Genomic DNA, 17,436 nt, shown 5'->3' on the forward strand with positions numbered 1-17,436 from the left:
GAAGCAACACCAGTAAAAACGGTGAGCACTATAAGTGATGGCAGCCAGAGCTGGATTTCAGCGCGAGTCGGGACTTTTTAGAAAACAGTTGGGAGAGGGCTAAAAATTCACGGCTGATTTTGGCATAGGTGAGGAACGGTGATTTTTATAATGCAATCCTCGTCAATCCATTCATCACGGGAGTTTCCATGGCCATTATCCAGAGCAACCCCTACCTCTCTGCCGCCCAGCCTGAAGGGCGCGCGGCAGAGGAGGTGTCCCGGCAACCCGCTTCGCAGAGAGGGCAATTTCAGGGCGAGCGGGTCGTACTGGTGCCTGCATCCCAATCCCTGGCTGATGCGGCTGAAGAGCTCACGTTTGCCTTTTCCGAACGAGCCGAATTATCCCTGTCCAAGCGCAAGCTGAGTGACAGCCATGCCCGGATCAGCGAGATCGAGGCGTTGGTGGGGGAGTACCTGGACAAGGTTCCCGAGCTTGAACGCCAACAGAAGATAAAGGAAATGGTGAGTCATCTTGGCAGCGGGCGACTGGCCAATCTATCGCAACTTCTGGCCTACCTGGAGAGCTATTCCGGTGAGGTTAGCGAGCAGTTTGAAGCGCTTTGCCAGGCGCGAAAAAATCTGGCAGGACGCCCCGAGATGCAGGGCACTCTCAATCTCATTGAACAGGCGCTGGCCAAACTGGCTGATGAGCAGGGAACTGCCATCGTACTTGGCGCGCGCATCACGGGCCCGGCAGCCGAAGCTGCCAGGCAAGGTGTGGGGAGTGAGCAGGCACTGCGGGACCTCTATCGTGATGCGGTGCAGGACTATCGCGCCCTCTCCAGTGCGTGGCGTGATATTCACCATCGTTTTGGCAACGGTTCTCTGGAAAAGGTAACCGGTTTCATGATGAAGGCACTCAGTGCTGATCTGGACTCACAGCAGCGCTGGCTCGATCCGGTCAAGTTGGAACGGGTGATGAGCGACATGCACAAGCTGCGGTTGCTCAATACCCTCTCGGCTCAGGTAGATGAACTGTGGCAGCGGGTGAAGGAGGGGGCGGCCCATGGCATACGGGCCTTCTGATCTGATGGGCGATCTGATTGCATTGGTGGAGAAGCGCTGGGCAACGGTACGGGATGTAGAGCAGGTCGGGACTGCACTGGAATTGGCGGATACCCGGCAGCAGGTGCAGCTCTATCAGGAGCTCAAGCGGTTGATCCGTTTGTTGCCGATCGAATTGTTCAGTGAGGAAGAGCAGCGTCAAAACCTGCTGCAATGTTGTCAGGGGGCGCTCGATAACGCCATCGAGCGGGAAGAGGATGAATTGTCTGGAGACCCGTCATGAACTGGATTGAACCTCAGCTGGTACAGTTTTGCCAGGATCTGGGCATTCCCATTGGAGAGCACCCTCACCACCTGATCCAGCTGGAGCTGGAACAGAGCGGTACGTTGCAACTGGAGCGTCATCAGGGACGGCTCACCCTCTGGTTGGCTCGCCGAGTGCCGTGGCATCAGAGTGCGGATGCCATTCGCCATGCGATGACCCTTACCGCTGCGGCGCAGGCTCCCGTCTTGCCAGTGCGCTGTGGTTGGCTGGGTGAGGATCAACTGCTTTTGTTTGTGACGCTGGATGAGCGAGCGATCACTCTGCCGCTGCTGCATCAGGCGCTGAGAACCCTGACGCAACTGCAACGAGAGGCCCTGGCACCATGAGCTGGATCACGACAGCCTGTCATCCAGCAATCGCCTGTTCCGAGGACATCGCTGGGCTCTTTCGCAAGGGATGGAGACGATGAGCCGTATTACTGCCGCCCATATCGGCATAGAGCAGCTCAGCGCCCTTACTCTGGATGAGCAAGAGCAGAGCTTGCCCGGGCGCTACGCCCTGTTGCCTGATGGACAGTCCATCGAACCTCACATCAACCGACTTTATCCCGAACGCCTGGCTGAACGAGCACTGCTGGACTTTGCCGCTCCCGCCCACGGCTTTCACGATTTGCTGCGGCCACGGGATTTCACCCTGGCGATGCAGGGGTTGCGAGCCCTATTGAAAGAGGGGGGAACGGACGAGCTCATGGCGGCGTCGGTATTGCTCGAACAGATGCATGAAGATGAACAACTGATGCAGATGACGCTTCATCTGTTGCACAAGGTATGACCATGACCCTTTCGTCACAGCAACAGGATCTGCTGTTGCTCACCGGCTGGCTGCATTTGCAGTACGGCCACCCTGATCGTGCCCGTACCCTGCTGACGGCGCTGCTGCAGCTCCATCCAGGACATGAGAGCGGGCGACGTACGCTGTTGGTGGCCTTGCTCAAGCTGGGCAGAGGAGAAGAGGCACTGGCTCATGTCGATTATCTGGTCTCAAAAGGCGTGACCGACGAGGCTTTATGGCTCTGTCGCAGCCGAGCCTGCCAGCTGGCAGGGCGACTCGATGAAGCCCGTTTTGCCTATCAATACTATCTCGAACTGGAAGAGCAGAATGAATCAACGCACCCTTGAACTGCTGCGCCGGATTGGCGAGCGCAAGGACATCATGCTGGCGGTATTGCTGCTTGCCATCGTCTTCATGATGGTACTGCCGTTGCCGCCGGTGGCGCTCGATATTCTCATTGCCATCAACATGACCATCTCGGTGGTGCTGCTGATGATGGCGGTCTATATCAACTCACCATTGCAGTTCTCCGCCTTTCCGGCGGTGTTGCTGATCACCACCCTGTTCCGGCTCGCCCTCTCGGTGAGTACTACCCGAATGATCTTGCTGCAGGCCGATGCCGGCCAGATCGTCTACACCTTCGGCAACTTCGTGGTAGGGGGCAATCTGGTAGTGGGGATCGTCATCTTCCTCATCATCACCATCGTCCAGTTTCTGGTGATCACCAAGGGCTCGGAGCGGGTGGCGGAGGTTAGCGCCCGCTTCTCCCTCGATGCCATGCCCGGCAAGCAGATGAGTATCGACGGCGACATGCGTGCCGGGGTGATCGACGTTCATGAGGCGCGGGAGCGGCGCAGCGTCATCGAGAAGGAGAGCCAGATGTTTGGCTCCATGGATGGCGCCATGAAGTTCGTGAAGGGGGACGCCATCGCGGGCCTCATCATCATCTTTGTCAACATACTCGGTGGCGTCACCATAGGGGTGACCCAAAAGGGGTTGTCGGCGGCCGATGCGTTGCAGCTCTACTCCATCCTGACGGTGGGGGACGGCATGGTCTCCCAAGTGCCGGCGCTGCTTATCGCTATCACGGCGGGCATTATCGTGACCCGGGTTTCTTCCGAAGAGTCGGCCGACCTCGGTTCCGACATCGGTGCCCAGGTAGTGGCCCAGCCCAAGGCGATGCTGATCGGTGGTGTGCTGCTGGTGCTGTTTGGTTTGATCCCTGGCTTCCCGATGGTGACCTTCTTCACCCTTGCCGCCGTCGTGACCGCTGGTGGCTACTTTATCGGATTGCGCCAGCGCAACGCGCAGAGCAGTACCCAGGATTTGCCCACAGTTCTGGCGCAGGGGGCAGGGGCCCCGGCGGCTCGCAGCAAACCCAAGGTCGGCGGTAAATCCCGCGGCAAGCTCGGTGAAAAGGAAGAGTTTGCCATGACGGTTCCTCTGCTGATCGATGTGGATGCCGCCTTGCAAGCTGAGCTGGAGGCGATAGCCCTCAACGACGAGCTGGTGCGGGTGAGGCGGGCTCTCTACCTCGATCTGGGGGTGCCTTTTCCTGGGATCCACTTGCGATTCAACGAAGGTGTGGGTGCTGGTGAATATCTGATCCAGCTACAGGAGGTGCCGGTAGCCCGTGGCCTGCTAAGACCAGGCTATCTGCTGGTACAGGAGAATGCCTCTCAGCTCGAGCTATTGGGGATCCCCTATGAAGAGGGCACTCCGCTGTTGCCGGGGCAGCCCACCCTGTGGGTGGCCAAGGAGCATCAGGAGCGGATCGAGAAGATGCGTCTTGCTGCTCTGACCCCCGATCAGGTGGTGACCTGGCACCTATCCCATGTGCTGCGGGAATATGCCGAGGACTTTATCGGTATTCAGGAGACCCGCTATCTGCTGGAGCAGATGGAGGGGAGCTATGGAGAGCTGGTGAAAGAGGCTCAGCGGATCATCCCGTTGCAGCGTATGACTGAAATATTGCAACGGCTGGTAGGGGAGGACATCTCTATCCGCAACATGCGTGCGATTCTGGAGGCCATGGTTGAATGGGGTCAGAAGGAGAAGGATGTGGTGCAGCTCACCGAATATATCCGCAGCAGCCTCAAACGCTACATCTGCTACAAGTACGCCAACGGCAACAATATTCTGCCTGCTTATCTGCTTGATCAGCAGGTGGAGGAGCAGATCCGTGGTGGTGTTCGTCAAACCAGCGCGGGCAGTTACCTGGCGCTCGACCCCACTATTACCCAGAGCTTCCTCGATCAGGTGCGCCATACGGTAGGAGACCTGACCCAGATGCAGAATAAACCGGTACTCATCGTCTCCATGGATATCCGCCGCTATGTGCGCAAGCTCATCGAAGGTGATTACCATGCGCTGCCGGTACTCTCCTATCAGGAGTTGACTCAGCAGATCAACATTCAGCCGCTGGGGAGAGTGGGTCTATGACGCAGGATCCCTTGTTGCCCTGGTTTGCAGAAAGAGGGATTGCCTGCGCCGTGCATACCCTGTGCAGAACGCCTATCCCGCTTGGGCATGTGTTTGAGCATGCAGGGCTACGGGTTGCCTGGCGTGTCGAGGCGTCAGAGCGGCGTATCTGGATTGTATTTATTGAAAGAGTGCATGAACGAGCAGGACTCAGTAATCCATTCGCCGCCCTTTATCTTTTGGCCCGAGCCGGCTTTTCCGTCTTGGGGAGCGGTTATGTGCTGTATGGCAATGTCTGTGTGCTGGGGGACAGCCCCCTGAGCAGTGACCGGCTATCTCGTTTCTACCGTTGTTGGGCCGGTGCAAGTGAGCCGCAGCCAGGTTGGTTTTCACTCGATGTTGCAAAAGTTATCTCGTTGACATCCATGAGAAAACAACAAAACAGCGACCTCCCTTGATAGGAAGGGACGGCACGCAAAATTAAAATGGGAGGCAAGATGAAAGAACGCCCGGGCAATACCGATGAGGCAACGATTGCGCAAGCGGAGCTGGCCATAAAAGACAGTGAGCAGCGCGCCGCCTTGTTGAATGAAATGTGGGATTCCCTTGGTATCAGCCCACAAATAACCCACTTGTTGTTTGCAGAAGGTTCGGCGGCACAAAAGTCACAGGCTGAGCAGGAGTTGCTGGGGGAGCTGCATCGACGTCGTCAACACTCCCCACAGGAAAAAAACAGTGGGGCTCGTCCCAGACGCCCGGCCATGATGCGCGGTTTGGTCATATAGGATATAGCGATGGAAATTAGCTCGTACAAAAAAGATCCCCAACTGTTTCTGTCGGATCTTGGAAAGGTTGAACTGAATCAGCTGCAAGGTGGCAGCTCGTCGGCATTAGATGAACTGGTCAAACTTATCAAAGATAAGAAAATAGTAATTACCGCGACCCATGACCCTAAAATAGACGGTAAATATTTTGACAGCCAAGTCGTAACAGACAATGAAGCACTTTTTAAAAAAGTACTCGCCTATTTTATGCCTGCCGACTCGAAAAATCCGGGCGGACAATACGATCTTCAGATAAAAGCTGGATTTGAGCAGCTTCATAAGTTAATTAATGAGGCTGCCGCCGCTGGCAAGACGAAATTTACCCTGCGAGAGTTTTTGGCTGCCACCCACTTTTCCCTGACCCCCGATCGCATCGATGATGATGTCATCGGAGCCATGCTCGATGCCATGGGCAGCCACAGCAGCAAACGGGATACGCTCAAGCACGAGGTGGGCAAGTTGACCGCCGAGTTGCGAGGCTACTCGATCATACAGACGGAGATCAGTACCGCACAGCAGCATAACGGTACCGTAGAAGTCGGTAGAAAAGGCGTCAATATATTCGATTACAAGCATTATGGTTATGACAGTCATGAAGCTTTTGCCAAGAAAGATGCCAATGGCCAATATAATCCTCAGTACCAGCTGCTGAAAGAAATTGCTGTCGAGAGAAAAGAGACAGTGTTGAAGGACGAATCTTTATTACGCGCCGAAGCGACTGCCCAGGGTTTTTCGCTAGAGGACTACCGTACTAAATTACAAACAGAGCTAGCTGATCTTGAAAATGATAAGCAGGTATTCCTCTCGGCTAGAGATTTCCTGATCTCACCGAAGAAGGATACCGGCGCGCTGAGCAGCGTTAATTATTCCTATAAATATGAAAAAGATAATAATCCACTGAGCAATTTTGCGACCACAGTGGGTGACCGGGCCAAACCTCTCAATGACAAACTCGGCCAGAAGACCACGGAGCTGAATGATATCAGCTCTCGTTATAACTCGGTTATTGAAGCGCTCAATCGTTTTATCCAGAAATATGAAAGCGTAATGCAGCAGATCCTTCAGGCTATTTAATTTTCAGGAGCAGTAATGGAACACGACATGACCCAAGTGAATGAGCAGGCGGTAGAGGCCTTCCTGCAGGATGGTGGCACCCTCGCCATGCTCAACGATGTATCTACCGATACCCTCGAGCAGCTCTATACCCTGGGTTTCAATCAATATCACGCCGGCAAGCATGACGAGGCACACAAGATTTTTCAGGCCCTCTGCGTGCTGGACCATTATGAAGCGCGTTTTTTTCTGGGACTGGGGGCTTGCCGCCAGGCGCTGGGGCAATTTCGTTTAGCTATCGATAGTTACAGCTATGGCGCCATGATGGACCTGCAGGAGCCCCGCTTTCCTTTCCATGCCGCCGAGTGTCTCCTGCAGTTGGGAGAACTCGAGGGGGCCGAGAGTGGCTTCCACTCGGCCCAGTTGCTGGCGGCAGCAAAGCCGGAGCTGGCGGAACTGGCCGCCCGTGCCGGCATCATGTTGGAAGTAGTCAAAACCAAAAAGGATATGGAGCATGCATTCGATAAGCAGTGAACGCCCTCTCTCCATCGGAGGGGTTCAACCCCCTCTGGTCGAGGACAACAAGGGGAGCAGTCAAGCCACTCAGGTGGCTGCCGGGGATAGCCATCGCCACGTCGAAAAACATGGGCAGGGGGTGGTGTTACCACAACCCATGCCAGGTATCAGGCAGCAGGTGAGTGCATCCCAACAGCAGGAACTTGATCAATTGAGGAAGACGGCGCAGCTGGGGACCGCCAACGCGGCCAAGCTGCTGGGCAGCAGTACCTTGCTGAACAAACTGGCGTTTGCGTCTCCCGAAGAGTTCGAGATTGAGCTGGGCAAGATGACCAGCGAACTGGAGCAAACCCAGAAGAAGTTGAAACTGGCCGATCTCGAGCGGATCCGTGCCGAGAATCTGAAAAAAATTGATGAAAACCAGACCAAGATGAAGGAAGCCAGCGAGGCTGCCGACAAGGCCAAGAAGTCTGGTCTGGCTTCCAAAATCTTTGGCTGGATCAGCGCCATCGCTTCCATGGTCATCGGTGCCATCTTGATCGCTACTGGCGTAGGGGCCGCCGTTGGAGCCATGATGATCGTCGGCGGAGCCGTTGGGGTCGCGAATATGGCGATCCAGCAAGCCGCTGCAGATGGCCGTATTTCGCCTGAAACGATGAAGGTATTGGGGCCCATCATGATTGCGGCCGAGATTTTAGTAGCCATTGTTTCTATTGCGGTCACCTTTGGGGCAAGTGCCGCCAGTACCGCCATGAAGGCAGTCAAATTTGCCACTCAGGCGGCCGATCTTGTAGTTGATATTGGCACCGGGACAGCCAAGGCCATCGATAGCGGGTTGCAGGCCGATGCGCAGATCAAACAGGCGAGCCTGCTAGAGAATCGGCAGGTGATGACAGAGCTGCAAGGGGTGATGGACAAACTCAAGGAAGCCTTGTCGCAGATGACGGAATCATTCCAGCAGGTAATGGAGATGATTTTCCAGATGATCACGGCCAAGGGGGCCATGCTCAACAGCCTTGCCAGCAGACCGACAGCCATTTAAGGAGAATGCGAGATGAACAATATCAATGCGAGTAACTACATCCCGGGTAACACCTATGTTGCGCCTGCCGATGGGCAGGGGGTAGAAAACAAAGAGGGCTTGACAGGGCAGGGGACCACCCATGAGCCAGGTCACAAAACAGTGCACATGACCCCGCAACGTCAAGCGTTGCCCGAGTTGATAGGGCCACGTCAGGGGCTGGATTCGAGCCTGCTGAGCAAGGGGGGGTCTGAGCTCGACAACGTTCTCAGTATTATGAGCCTGCTGTTCGAGATGGCGCGCAAGGCCCGCGAGATGGGCTTGCTGCAGCGGGACATGGAAAATCAGGCCGTGATCGCCGCCCAGAAGGATCAGGTGAGCGAGATGCGACATGGCGCCAATTTGATGATCGCCATGGCGGTGGTATCCGGTGTGATGACCGTTGCTTCGGCCGTCATGGGCGGCTTTTCCTTAAGCAAGTCTGCCAAAGCCATCAAACAGGACAAGGCACTGAACGCCAATATGGCGGGTCGAGAGAAAGATCTGCAAAAAATGGCGGACGTGAAGAAGAGTACGGGGCAAGAAATGGGGGATGCTGGTCAGGAGTTAATGACCAGGAACCAGCATGACAAGGCTGCCTTGAAAACACTGAACAAGAAGTTTGAGGCCAACAATGCGCGTCAGCAGCTGGCTGGCACTGTGTTGCAAGGGTCTGCCCAAGTGGGCAATAGCACCACACAGGTTTTCCAGGGCTATTCCCAGGCCGATGCCAAGGAAGATGAAGTGCGCTCCAGCATCGCCCAGACGCAGAAGCAAAAAGTGGAAGATCTGATGAACTTCAACAACAACTTCATGAAAGATGTGCTTCAGATGATGCAGCAATACGCCCAGAGCCACAATCAGGCCATGCGTGCCGCATTTGGCGTGGCATAACGGCCTCATCACCAATGTATGTCAAGCGCCCATCCGGGCGCTTTTTTTATCATTTTTCTTAAAAGAGCCGTCTTTGAGTGACAGCCAGCGTGGTACAGGCAGGCTAACATCCTCTCCTCTCTGCTGGAGGACATCATGGATCTAACCCTCACCATCAATCAGCTGTTTGCTGAGTTTGCTACCAAATATGGCTTGCCATCTTTAGCCTTGAATCAGGAAGGCGTTGCGGCATTGTGCTTTGATGACCAGATAAAGCTGGGTCTGATCCTGGTGCCAGAGCGGGATCATCTGGTTTTGCAGGTTGATGTCGCCGAATTGCATCAGGTTGGCGAAGGTATTTTCCGTCAGCTGGCCAGTTTCAACCGCCATTGGTATCAGTTCAATCTGCACTTCGGTTTTGATGACGAGAGCCTGACGGTACAGCTATATCGTCAGATGTCCGCCAGTCAACTGACACTGACAGCCTTCGAAGAGAGTCTGGCCAGCATGCTGGAACATGCAGAGTTCTGGCAGGAGTTGCTGCAATCACGGCATGAAGTCGATCATGGCCATGATGAGATGATGGGAGTTCGGGTATAGCCATGAAGATACAGGAACAGCAAGCGGTAACGGTATCGCAAGGCACGCTCCAAGCAAGAGATGGCAGCTTTGCCGGGCGAGCGATGCATGTGCTCCCCATGACCCGCGTTCAGCAGCCCTTGTCGGTATTGTTGCGTGGTTCCATTACCCTCGATCGGGTTCAGGAAGTGTCGTTGCAGCGTCTGCAGCAGGGTGAGCATTTGCCGCTGTCCGCTCGCAGGATCAGGGTCGTATGAGAATATGGCTTGCGCTGGTGCTGCTGATTGCGCTGAGTGGTTGCGTCACGACACCCGTGTTCAAACCCGCGTTGACACAGGTAAAAGGAGAGGTGCGTCTGGCAGGAAGATTGCCTTTCCCAGCCCGGGTGGAGGTCACTGTGCTGAGCGTGATCGATGGTCGTCCTTTGGCTGTGGCGGCAACGGAATATGACGTGACCATGTTGCCATTGGTATTTGAGCTGCGCCTGACACCTTTGCAAATGGCGGAAGGTGACTTATATCTGCGTACGCGATTGCGTTTCATCGGCAGTTCAGCAGTACAAGCCAGTCATCAGCAGAAAGTTTTTAAGGCGTTTAATCCTGATGGTTACGTCATTAATTTGCAGCCCAAGACTTGCTATCCATTATGTCAATAATGACATTGTTCACAAACAATACTGAAATCAGCTGTTTATGGCTCTTATGATTCAAGGGGAAAGTTTCTTTTTGTAACAAACTATCCCAGCATATAACAGTAACTTAATTTGAATCTCCAAATAACGCATGGCTAGTGTATTGACTCTAATTTGTGGCTGGTTTTCTTGCGTATAGCTGTTGTAGGATGCTCCCCCTCATTTCAATGGTGATTAATTAGTTGCTGGTATTGAGATGAATTAATTTAAAAATAAAACGCCAATAATAAGACTCCCAGCAGAAATCCTGTCTTTGCTGAGGCGTCACAGGCACCACACGCAGATTCAGGAAAACGAAAAATATGAAAGGCATTACAACCACAGAGAAGGGCGATATAGCCCAGCTCCAGTGGTGCATGTCTGCTTTTAACGTCATTGAGCATACACAGGAGGGAATATACATCCTGCTGGAAGGCTCCATGACCTGGCAAGACTGCACCGATACCTACGAGTTATCCGCCAATGAGTTGATGTTCGTACGCCGTGGCAATTATGCGGTTTGTACCGGTGAAGCACCTTGCCACCTGCTTTGGTTACCCCTTTCAAATACCTTTCTGCAAGGTTTCTTGCAACGTTTTGGTTCACTGCTGAGCGACGTGCCCAGAATTGACTCCATGGCACCCAGTCTGTTGCCATTTTGTGCCTCGCCACTATTGGCCCAATGTATTCAGGGTTTACGTGGCTTGACCGAACATGAATACCCGCCGACATTAGCTCAGTTACGTACTGAGGAGCTGTTGTTTCTATTGGCTTTTGGTGAGTCCGGCCCTCAATTGATGTCGATTCTGCGTCAATTGAGCAACCGCCAGGTTGAACGATTACAGCACTTCATGGAAAAGCATTACTTGATGGAGTGGAAACTCAGTGAATTTGCCAAAGAATTTGGCATGGGCTTGACCACATTCAAGGAGCTTTTCGGGTCTATTTATGGAGTGTCTCCCCGAGCCTGGATCAGCGAGCGGCGTATTCTTTATGCTCATCAGTTATTACTCAATAGCGAGATGAGCATAGTGGATATTGCGATGGAAGCCGGGTTCTCCAGCCAGTCCTATTTCACCCAGAGTTATCGCCGCCGTTTCGGTTGTACGCCAAGTCGCGCCAGACATGGCAAAGATTAACGTCGGACTAAAATAATCTGACGTTTTTTATAAGTCAGGGAAGGGCTTAATGGATAGAATGGTCGCATATCAAAACATTATCCCATTATTGCCCGCAGCAAAATGAGCAAGGCATAGCATGAGTCAGCAAGATCACCAATCTCCCAAACGAGGTCTGTTTGCAGGCCGCCGGGTCACTGTCGTCCAGTCAGCGTCTCTTTGTAAAGACCAGCTGGTTGGTCAGCAGTCCGTGCTCAGCTATCAGGATGCCGGTGTGTTGACTGCCCAGCAGATGAGCCTGTTGCAGCGGGTGTTGCCCAGAACCCGTCTGGAGTGTCTGCTGGCATCGGTCTGGTTTCAGCGCCGCGTGGATGTCGCCATGGCCGTGTCACGTCAGGATCTGCAGCGGATCCTGCGGTTGGCTGCGGGTGAGGAGGGTGACTGGATTGCCCAACTGGGGGATAGCATCAATCTGGCAGAGCGGTCGCAGTTATGGCATTGGGTATTATATCCCTTGCATCGCTGGTGGGTCTGTCATCAGGAACCCCTCCACACCGGCTGGATCAATGAGTTGGCACAGTTGCAGGTCATGCGGCGGCAGTTGCATGCTCAGGCCGCCTTCTGGCAGACGGTGGTGGATGTACAGTCTGGCATTGAGAGCAAGATTGCAGCCCAGCTGGCTCAGCTGACCCAGCGTGAACGGGAACTGCAACAGCTGCAAGCCGAATGTGAAGATCGCCTTCATCTGGCCTGGCCTGCCTGGTATGGGCAGAAGACTGAGGAGGGTGACCCGAATGTGCTCATGCCGGTACCGCTCGAGCTGGAGGCATTCTGGCATGCCCTGCAGGTGTTACCGCATCAATCCACAGCTGCTCAGATGTTGCACGAGTGGCTTGCTGAAAGAGGGCTGGCCCTTTCTCAGGACCGCTTCTACTGGCAGCCACCGGCCCGCTAGATAACCCGAGGAACTATGCAAAATCTACTTAATCGATTGGCCGAAAAGCTTGGCCAAGGGCCTTTTGTTGCCGACGTTCAGGGCAAATATCATTTGCGACTCGATGGTTATCCTCTGTTTTTGCTACCCAGGCACAACGAACTGCTGCTGAGCACTCCCCTGGCAAGCGCCGTCATGTCAGAAGGTAAATCTCTGGATCCGGCATTGTTGAAACGCCTCTTGCAACAGGTTGTGGCCTGGGGACGCCATGCCCCCCAGGCTCTGACACTCGATGAGCTCGGCAATCTGCAACTGGAAGCCAGGCTGGAGCTTGACGGACTTGATGAACACCAGCTGGAAGTCTTTCTGAGCCAGCACATTACCTTGCTGGAGCGGCTGGAACCCCAGTTGAATGAGGCGGCCTTAGCCCCGGAATGGAGACAGATGATATGGCATCCGTAAACATGCAACGTCTGCTGCATCCTCTGCTATGGCTCGGCATGGGGATGATGATGTGGTCGCGTCCCACATTGGCACAAGAGCTTGACTGGTTGCCCATGCCCTATAGCTATGTGGCGGAAGGGGAAAGCCTGCGTGATGTGCTGGTCAACTTCGGTGCCAACTACGAGGTATCGGTCGTCGTCAGCGACAAGGTCAATGATCAGGTCAATGGCCAGTTCGAACATGATGAGCCGCAGGCGTTCTTGCAGCAGCTTGCCTCTCTCTACAACCTGGTCTGGTACTACGATGGCAACGTGCTGTACGTGTTCAAGAACAGTGAAGTTCAGTCTCGTCTCATCAAATTGGCACAGACTGGTGCGGCGGAATTGCAGCAAGCTCTGCAGCGTGCCGGGATCTGGGAGGCGCGTTTTGGCTGGCGACCAGACACAGACAATCGCCTGGTCTATGTTTCCGGCCCTCCCCGCTACCTTGAGCTGGTTGAACAAACTGCCCTGGCGCTGGAGCAACAGTCCCAATTGCGTAGCGAGAAGACGGGACCGCTTGCCATCGAGATCTTCCCGCTCAAGTATGCTTCCGCGACCGATCGTTCCATTCAGTATCGCGATACGGATGTTGAAGCACCCGGCGTTGCCACCATTCTCTCTCGCTTGCTCAGCGATGCTGGCGTACAGATGGTCAATGGTGAGGGCACAAAAGGGGGCACATCCCATTCAGGGCAGGCAATTGTGCAGGCTGATCCTTCCCTTAATGCCGTGCTGGTGCGCGATGCTCCGGAGCGGATGGCCATGTATAGCAAATTGATTGCTGCACTGGACAAGCCGTCTGCCCGTATTGAAGTGGCGCTCTCCATCATTGATATCAATGCCGAGGATCTCTCCCAGCTGGGGGTAGATTGGCGAGTCGGGATCCGTACCGGCTCCAACCAGCAGGTGATCATCAAGACCACCGGCGATCGCAAGGGCATTGAGGGGGGCGCAGCCCTCGGCAGCCTGGTTGATTCCAAGGGACTCGACTATCTGCTGGCCCGGGTCAATCTGCTGGAGAACCAGGGCAATGCCCAGGTTGTCTCCCGGCCGACACTGCTGACCCAGGAAAACACCCAGGCGGTGATCGACCACAGCGAAACCTACTACGTCAAGATCAGTGGCGAGCGGGTGGCGGAGCTGAAAGGGATCACCTATGGCACCATGTTGAGAATGACACCCAGAGTGATCCAGCTGGGGGACAGACCGGAAGTGAGTCTGAGCCTGCATATCGAGGATGGTAATCAAAAACCAAACAGCTCGGGTCTGGATGGCATTCCCACCATCAGTCGTACCGTGGTGGATACCATAGCTCGGGTGGGGCATGGCCAGAGCCTGCTGATCGGCGGTATCTACCGCGATGAACTGAGCGAAAGCCTGAGCAAGGTGCCTTTTTTGGGCGACATCCCCTACCTGGGCGCCCTGTTTCGCAGCAAAGAGAGTCAGACACGCCGTCAGGTTCGGCTCTTCATCATCGAGCCTCGGCTGATCGACGATGGCATCGCTCACTATCTGTCGCTGGGGCATGGCCAGGATCTGCGTGCAGGTGTGCTGGGGGTTGACGAGATATCGAACCAGAGTCTCTCCCTTGGCAAGGTACTGGGAGGTGCCCAGTGTCAGCCGTTGGCGGCCGCTCGCGAGGTGCAGCAACTGATGCGCCAGGGAGGCAAGAGTTCTTCTTTGACGCAATGCCAGATGGGCAATGAACTGGGGTGGCGGCTGGTCGAAATGGGCAAGGCGCAGAAGTGTACGCCGGCATTGACCTGGTGCGTGCAAGCCGGGGAAGCCCGATGAGCTGGAAATGTCGCATATACCGCGGGTTGAACCACGGCGTTGAAGTGCCCCTGCCGGAGGGGCGCCTGATAATCGGTGCCGATCCGCTGCAAGCCGACCTGGTATTGGTGGACGAGGGCATGGCGCCTGTTCATCTGATGTTGATGGTGACGGCGGAGGGCATCGTACTGCAGGAGTGGGCCGAGGGCGTGATGCCGACTCAGGATGGGGAAGTGTTGGCTGCTGGGGCTTTGCTCAAGGCGGCAACCCGGCTGGAAGCGGGCCCGCTGCTCTGGAGTTTTTGTGATAGCAGTCGTTCGTTGCCAGAGCAACTTGAGCCACTGACTACCGTGCAGACGGCCCTTCGCCCACCGAAACGGGCTGCACGCGCCGATGTCTGGATGGGAGGGCTATGCCTGATGCTGATCATCGCCGTGCTGGCACTGCTAGGGCATGGCTGGTGGCAGGGGAGCAGTGAAAATGATGCGGCACGCCAGGAGCAGGCTCTGAAGCGTTTCCTTGTTGCGCCAGCCTATCAGCAGGTCACGCTGATTAACGATGCCCATGGCATTTGGCAGCTGGCTGGTTATGTCGATGAGAACAGCACGCGACTAGCCCTGCAGCAGTATCTGGAGGGGAACGGCTTTAATTATCGGCTGGACGTTCGCACCATGGAGGATCTGCGTCAGGGGGCCGGCTTCATCTTGCAAAAGCTGGGGTATGAGCGACTCCAGATCCGCAATGGCAAGGAACCTGGCTGGCTGCGGCTAAGTGGCGAGATTGATACGCAGGATCCGAAATGGAGCACGCTCGATACGCTACTAAGGCAAGAGGTGCCCGGTGTGCTGGGGATTGAGAATCAGGTTCAGGTGGCAGGGGCCTATCGCAAACGACTGGATGACCTGCTGCAGGAGCAGGGGTTGGCCGGGCTGTTGCGCGTGGCTGAAACCAGCGGCCGTATCGAGGTGTCCGGCCAGCTGGACAGTGCCCAGCTTGCCAAGTTTCAACTGACCCAGCAGCAATTCAAGCGCGAGTTCGGTTCCCACCCGGTGCTGGAGCTGGTGAATCAGGAGCGGATCCCACGTCAGGATGAGCTGGAGTTTGAGGTACGCAGTGTCTCGTTTGGCCGGATTCCTTACGTGACCCTGGCGGATAACCAGCGGTATCCAATCGGTGGGGCGACTGCCAATGGGGTTCGCGTATTAGCGATTCGTCCTGATGCCGTGGTGGTCAGCAAGGGCAAACAGCAATACATCGTCAAGTTAAAAGGAGTCGAGCGTCATGATGACCAATTTGGAAACGCGACTGTCCGGCGCTGAGCCGGTATTTGCCCGCGAGCTGCATGCGCAGCTTGTCCAGGCGCTGGGTGACGTGAAGCGGCAACTGCTGCGCGGGGGTACCCAGCTGCAGTATCAGCAGTGGCAACAGGAAGCCGACGCCATCGAGGCGGGGCTCAAGATTATTGGCAAGATAGAGGAGCACAACCATGGCTGATTACTTCGAGTACAAGAATACGAGTTCCATTACCCTCGACCAGGTAGCATCAAACCTCTCCACACAGGCCAATGCCGCCAATAAAGAGGTCAAAGCGGCAATCGAGGACATGAAAAATGCCTCTGACAACCCGGCCCTGCTGGCCGAGCTGCAGCACAAGATCAACAAATGGTCGGTGGTGTACAACATCAACTCTACCGTGACGCGGGCGATGAAAGACTTGATGCAGGGCATTTTACAGAAGATCTGATGATGAACGTCCAACTCAAAAAACAACTGGCAGAACTGGCCTTGGCTGGAACAGGGCATCATTGCCACCAGGAGGCCGCATCCATTGCCGACTGGCTGGCGCAAGAGGAGTGCATGGCCGAATGCGTCACGTTGATCCGCCTCTCATCCTTGATGAATCAGGGGGACTATCAGAGCGCACTGCTGCTGGAAACCTCGCACCACTCTGCGGATGTTGAACCCTGGTTCGCCCTGTGTGAATGGCGGCTCGGCATGCACGATGAGCTGGTATTGCGCTTGGCAAGGCTGGAAGCGAGCGGTCAGCCCTCCCTGTGTCAGTTTGCGGCCGGCTTGCGTGAGCAGATGGCGTCATGAAGATTGAAGGCAGTGAGCGTCCGCCTCAAAGCGGATTTGCTGATACCGAACTACTTCCCAGGCAACAGATTCAACATCAGTTTGAACGGCTGCTGGCAAAAGCAGATGAGCCTACCCTGTTCAGTCGCTGGCAGCAGGGGGCTGGGCTTGAGACCCTGCTCGAGGGTGCTTCGCCTTCTGCTCAGCGGGACCTGCTCTGGCAGATCCATCAGCAGGGAGGAGAACATGCCCAGGCGGTTGGCAAGCGACTGTTCCAGCCTGTCACCGACAAGTTGGTGGCACATTTTTCCGGCCGTCAGCTGCCTGTCGTTGCTGCCATTGACCAGCCTGAGCTGCGCGCGCTGATGCGAGAGTTTGATCCACTGTCATCACGGCGGGAAACGGTGCTGCTGAATGTGATGGCAGATATCAAGAAGGCTGCCAACGGAACTCAGGTTGACCTGGCATATCTCGAGGAATTGGCTCGTCGTGAGCTGATGACGTTGATCCCGCTTAACGGCGTGGTGAACAACCTGATACGGCATTCACACAAACTTGATCTGGAGGCGTAATGGAGATTACCCAGTCAGCCCAGGCGGTCGTGACCAGCCTGGATGAGTTGAAAACGGCGGACACTGCCTCTTCCCAAGTTGCCAGCTTTGAACAGGCGATGAGCGCTCCATCCCAAGGCATAGGCGGTTCTTTGCTTGGTGAGCTGGGGGAAATAAAGCAGCAGTTTGTGGAGGCCAAGGAGAGCCTGCGGGCCGAGCTGTCGACGCCGGGAGACGATCCCAACAGCCTGATGCAGATGCAGTGGGCGCTGATGCGTATCACCATGCAGGAAGAGCTGATTGCCAAGACAGTTGGCAAGATGAGTCAGAACGTAGAAACCCTGTTGAAGACCCAGTGAGG

General features: G+C 55.3%; 25 protein-coding genes. All 25 read left to right on the top strand.

The window, feature by feature from the left end:
- Positions 1 to 188: 188 nt before the first annotated feature.
- The 25 genes from sctW to sctI all read left to right on the top strand — a co-directional run bounded on the left by sctW (position 189) and on the right by sctI (position 17,434).
- Positions 189 to 1,067: a type III secretion system gatekeeper subunit SctW gene (sctW, locus tag ACB032_RS18675; RefSeq protein ID WP_371138528.1), complete on the top strand. Its 879-nt coding sequence runs from the start codon at positions 189 to 191 to the stop codon at positions 1,065 to 1,067.
- Positions 1,048 to 1,329 carry a TyeA family type III secretion system gatekeeper subunit gene (locus ACB032_RS18680; protein ID WP_017408019.1) on the top strand — a complete coding sequence of 94 codons (282 nt, stop codon included), beginning with the start codon at positions 1,048 to 1,050 and terminating at the stop codon, positions 1,327 to 1,329. The genes sctW and ACB032_RS18680 overlap by 20 nt, the downstream gene beginning before the upstream one ends.
- Complete coding sequence (acr2, locus tag ACB032_RS18685) at positions 1,326 to 1,697, top strand: SycN family type III secretion system chaperone Acr2 (RefSeq protein WP_044800275.1); 372 nt, start codon at positions 1,326 to 1,328, stop codon at positions 1,695 to 1,697. The genes ACB032_RS18680 and acr2 overlap by 4 nt, the downstream gene beginning before the upstream one ends.
- A gap of 79 nt (positions 1,698 to 1,776) precedes the next feature.
- A complete protein-coding gene (ascX, locus tag ACB032_RS18690; protein WP_029302718.1) occupies positions 1,777 to 2,142 on the top strand; it encodes a type III secretion system protein AscX in 366 nt (121 codons plus the stop codon).
- 2 nt (positions 2,143 to 2,144) lie between these two features.
- Positions 2,145 to 2,489, top strand: a complete 345-nt coding sequence (gene ascY / locus ACB032_RS18695) for a type III secretion system chaperone AscY (protein ID WP_017408022.1) — start codon at positions 2,145 to 2,147, stop codon at positions 2,487 to 2,489.
- Positions 2,422 to 4,584 (top strand): SctV family type III secretion system export apparatus subunit AscV, encoded by a 2,163-nt coding sequence (ascV, locus tag ACB032_RS18700; RefSeq protein WP_371138529.1) that lies wholly within the window; start codon positions 2,422 to 2,424, stop codon positions 4,582 to 4,584. Before ascY ends, ascV begins: the two co-directional genes overlap by 68 nt.
- Positions 4,581 to 5,021, top strand: coding sequence for an LcrR family type III secretion system chaperone (locus ACB032_RS18705; protein WP_041213428.1), 441 nt, complete (start codon positions 4,581 to 4,583; stop codon positions 5,019 to 5,021). The genes ascV and ACB032_RS18705 overlap by 4 nt, the downstream gene beginning before the upstream one ends.
- A gap of 39 nt (positions 5,022 to 5,060) precedes the next feature.
- Positions 5,061 to 5,348, top strand: coding sequence for an LcrG family type III secretion system chaperone (locus tag ACB032_RS18710; RefSeq protein WP_026080077.1), 288 nt, complete (start codon positions 5,061 to 5,063; stop codon positions 5,346 to 5,348).
- Positions 5,349 to 5,357: 9 nt separating this feature from the next.
- On the top strand, positions 5,358 to 6,461 hold the full coding sequence (locus ACB032_RS18715) for a virulence-associated V antigen (RefSeq protein WP_371138530.1): 1,104 nt from the start codon (positions 5,358 to 5,360) through the stop codon (positions 6,459 to 6,461).
- A 15-nt stretch (positions 6,462 to 6,476) separates the two neighbouring features.
- Positions 6,477 to 6,974: a SycD/LcrH family type III secretion system chaperone AcrH gene (acrH, locus tag ACB032_RS18720; protein WP_017408026.1), complete on the top strand. Its 498-nt coding sequence runs from the start codon at positions 6,477 to 6,479 to the stop codon at positions 6,972 to 6,974.
- A complete protein-coding gene (gene sctE / locus ACB032_RS18725) occupies positions 6,955 to 7,998 on the top strand; it encodes a type III secretion system translocon subunit SctE (RefSeq protein WP_371138531.1) in 1,044 nt (347 codons plus the stop codon). Before acrH ends, sctE begins: the two co-directional genes overlap by 20 nt.
- A gap of 12 nt (positions 7,999 to 8,010) precedes the next feature.
- Positions 8,011 to 8,910 (top strand): YopD family type III secretion system translocon subunit, encoded by a 900-nt coding sequence (locus ACB032_RS18730; protein WP_371138532.1) that lies wholly within the window; start codon positions 8,011 to 8,013, stop codon positions 8,908 to 8,910.
- Positions 8,911 to 9,045: 135 nt separating this feature from the next.
- The gene (locus ACB032_RS18735; RefSeq protein WP_223951362.1) at positions 9,046 to 9,489 is read left to right on the top strand and encodes a type III secretion system chaperone; all 444 of its coding nucleotides are present in this window, start codon (positions 9,046 to 9,048) and stop codon (positions 9,487 to 9,489) included.
- Between the two features lie 2 nt (positions 9,490 to 9,491).
- On the top strand, positions 9,492 to 9,725 hold the full coding sequence (locus ACB032_RS18740; RefSeq protein WP_223951361.1) for a T3SS regulon translocated regulator ExsE family protein: 234 nt from the start codon (positions 9,492 to 9,494) through the stop codon (positions 9,723 to 9,725).
- Positions 9,722 to 10,123 carry a YscW family type III secretion system pilotin gene (locus ACB032_RS18745; protein ID WP_223951360.1) on the top strand — a complete coding sequence of 134 codons (402 nt, stop codon included), beginning with the start codon at positions 9,722 to 9,724 and terminating at the stop codon, positions 10,121 to 10,123. Before ACB032_RS18740 ends, ACB032_RS18745 begins: the two co-directional genes overlap by 4 nt.
- 338 nt (positions 10,124 to 10,461) lie before the next feature.
- Positions 10,462 to 11,277: an AraC family transcriptional regulator gene (locus tag ACB032_RS18750; RefSeq protein WP_124251414.1), complete on the top strand. Its 816-nt coding sequence runs from the start codon at positions 10,462 to 10,464 to the stop codon at positions 11,275 to 11,277.
- 118 nt (positions 11,278 to 11,395) lie between these two features.
- Positions 11,396 to 12,211, top strand: a complete 816-nt coding sequence (locus ACB032_RS18755) for a T3SS regulon anti-activator ExsD domain-containing protein (protein ID WP_371138533.1) — start codon at positions 11,396 to 11,398, stop codon at positions 12,209 to 12,211.
- Between the two features lie 15 nt (positions 12,212 to 12,226).
- The gene (locus ACB032_RS18760; protein ID WP_029302729.1) at positions 12,227 to 12,652 is read left to right on the top strand and encodes a YscB family type III secretion system chaperone; all 426 of its coding nucleotides are present in this window, start codon (positions 12,227 to 12,229) and stop codon (positions 12,650 to 12,652) included.
- Positions 12,625 to 14,469, top strand: coding sequence for a type III secretion system outer membrane ring subunit SctC (sctC, locus tag ACB032_RS18765; protein ID WP_371138534.1), 1,845 nt, complete (start codon positions 12,625 to 12,627; stop codon positions 14,467 to 14,469). The genes ACB032_RS18760 and sctC overlap by 28 nt, the downstream gene beginning before the upstream one ends.
- Entirely contained in the window at positions 14,466 to 15,767 is a 1,302-nt protein-coding gene (sctD, locus tag ACB032_RS18770) for a type III secretion system inner membrane ring subunit SctD (RefSeq protein ID WP_371138535.1), read from the top strand. The genes sctC and sctD overlap by 4 nt, the downstream gene beginning before the upstream one ends.
- Complete coding sequence (locus ACB032_RS18775) at positions 15,730 to 15,942, top strand: EscE/YscE/SsaE family type III secretion system needle protein co-chaperone (protein WP_323876813.1); 213 nt, start codon at positions 15,730 to 15,732, stop codon at positions 15,940 to 15,942. Before sctD ends, ACB032_RS18775 begins: the two co-directional genes overlap by 38 nt.
- The gene (gene sctF, locus ACB032_RS18780) at positions 15,935 to 16,192 is read left to right on the top strand and encodes a type III secretion system needle filament subunit SctF (RefSeq protein WP_017408038.1); all 258 of its coding nucleotides are present in this window, start codon (positions 15,935 to 15,937) and stop codon (positions 16,190 to 16,192) included. Before ACB032_RS18775 ends, sctF begins: the two co-directional genes overlap by 8 nt.
- On the top strand, positions 16,192 to 16,545 hold the full coding sequence (locus ACB032_RS18785) for a YscG family type III secretion system chaperone (protein WP_065476965.1): 354 nt from the start codon (positions 16,192 to 16,194) through the stop codon (positions 16,543 to 16,545). The genes sctF and ACB032_RS18785 overlap by 1 nt, the downstream gene beginning before the upstream one ends.
- On the top strand, positions 16,542 to 17,096 hold the full coding sequence (locus ACB032_RS18790) for a YopR family T3SS polymerization control protein (protein WP_371138536.1): 555 nt from the start codon (positions 16,542 to 16,544) through the stop codon (positions 17,094 to 17,096). Before ACB032_RS18785 ends, ACB032_RS18790 begins: the two co-directional genes overlap by 4 nt.
- Positions 17,096 to 17,434 carry a type III secretion system inner rod subunit SctI gene (sctI, locus tag ACB032_RS18795; RefSeq protein WP_017408041.1) on the top strand — a complete coding sequence of 113 codons (339 nt, stop codon included), beginning with the start codon at positions 17,096 to 17,098 and terminating at the stop codon, positions 17,432 to 17,434. Before ACB032_RS18790 ends, sctI begins: the two co-directional genes overlap by 1 nt.
- The last annotated feature ends 2 nt before the right edge of the window (positions 17,435 to 17,436 follow it).

Origin of the sequence: Aeromonas sp. S5(2024) (assembly GCF_041403025.1) — a bacterium.
Classification (GTDB): domain Bacteria; phylum Pseudomonadota; class Gammaproteobacteria; order Enterobacterales; family Aeromonadaceae; genus Aeromonas; species Aeromonas hydrophila.